Origin of the sequence: Rugamonas brunnea (assembly GCF_014042345.1) — a bacterium.
In the GTDB taxonomy this organism is placed as follows: Bacteria; Pseudomonadota; Gammaproteobacteria; order Burkholderiales; family Burkholderiaceae_D; genus Rugamonas; species Rugamonas brunnea.
The window spans coordinates 1-1,030 of record NZ_JACEZT010000047.1; the positions used below are offsets into that span (position 1 = coordinate 1).

Here is a 1,030-nt window from a genome sequence, read left to right on the forward strand (position 1 = left end):
AGCAAGTTGGTCCCACCCCTTCCCATCCCGAACAGGACCGTGAAACAACTCTGCGCCGATGATAGTGCTGCAACCAGTGTGAAAGTAGGTTATCGTCAAGCTAGTTATATGAAAAAACCCCGCTGACTCTTGTGTTGGCGGGGTTTTTTTTCGTCTTCAACGCATATCAGAACTGCAGGCACAATCCGACGGTCAGAAAATTGACCTCCGTTTTCGTCAGGCGCGATGCTTCCAGGTTTGCCGACCATAGCCGGTTGAATGCGTAGCTGGCCCCGATGCCGATGCTGGGATCGGTTTCATGCGAGGTCGGCAGCGATGCGCGCGTGGACGCCATTTTTGTGCGTCCGATACCCAGGCGTCCATAAACGCTGAGTCGATTGCTGATGGGGGTTGATCCCAGTATTGCGGCGCCGATATGGCTATCGGGATAATTTCCTGGTGCTGCCAGAAGTCCCTTGAACGGATCAAAACTCAACGTCTGCGCGAATATTTCGGCGCCAAAGTTTGGCGTTGCCTGATATCCGACGGCGAGCGCACCGCTCGCATCGTTTCCACTTTCAACATACTTGGATGAGATGCTGGCCCTGCCCAGGTTGAGGCCTATGTAGGGGCCCGGCTCGAATACATTGTCGGCGAATGCCGGCATTGCGAGTGAAAGGCTCAATAAGGTTGCGAGGGGGGATCTGATCTGCAACGTGCGCATATAACTCCTTGATGAGATGCCAGGCCAGGCCTTTTTTCTGGCTTGATGAATGGATAGAGCCGTCAGCAGAAATGCATTATTGATAATTTTCCGCTGGCAAATTCTAATATCCGATTGTTTTTATTGCAAGTTCTAAGGCATCTCCGCGGAATCTCCGCCTTGTCGGGGTGAGGCACTTGCAGAATCGCCCTGATCTTTGTTATAGTTCGCCTCCCCGCAAAACGGCGCGTGCAAATGCGAGTTGAGCGGGGCGAAAACGAGGGGTTGACGAGCTGCACGAAACACCGCATAATCTCGCTTCTCTGCTGACGAACAAAACGCTTCGCA

Annotated in this window: 1 protein-coding gene and 1 rRNA gene; one reads left to right on the forward strand and one right to left on the reverse strand. The window is 53.0% G+C overall.

Annotation, left to right across the window (positions count from 1 at the left end; genetic code table 11):
• Nucleotides 1-101: ribosomal RNA gene (gene rrf / locus H3H37_RS25415) — 5S ribosomal RNA — on the forward strand; the annotation flags it as partial.
• Nucleotides 102-166: 65 nt separating this feature from the next.
• Here the strand turns inward: rrf and H3H37_RS25420 are convergent.
• Nucleotides 167-703 carry a porin family protein gene (locus tag H3H37_RS25420; RefSeq protein WP_182167777.1) on the reverse strand — a complete coding sequence of 179 codons (537 nt, stop codon included), beginning with the start codon at nucleotides 701-703 and terminating at the stop codon, nucleotides 167-169.
• Between the last annotated feature and the right edge of the window lie 327 nt (nucleotides 704-1,030).

Bases quoted from the DNA above. Each gene is read 5' to 3' on its own strand.
- H3H37_RS25420 (WP_182167777.1), bottom strand. From the start codon at position 703: ATGCGCACGTTGCAGATCAGATCCCCCCTCGCAACCTTATTGAGCCTT.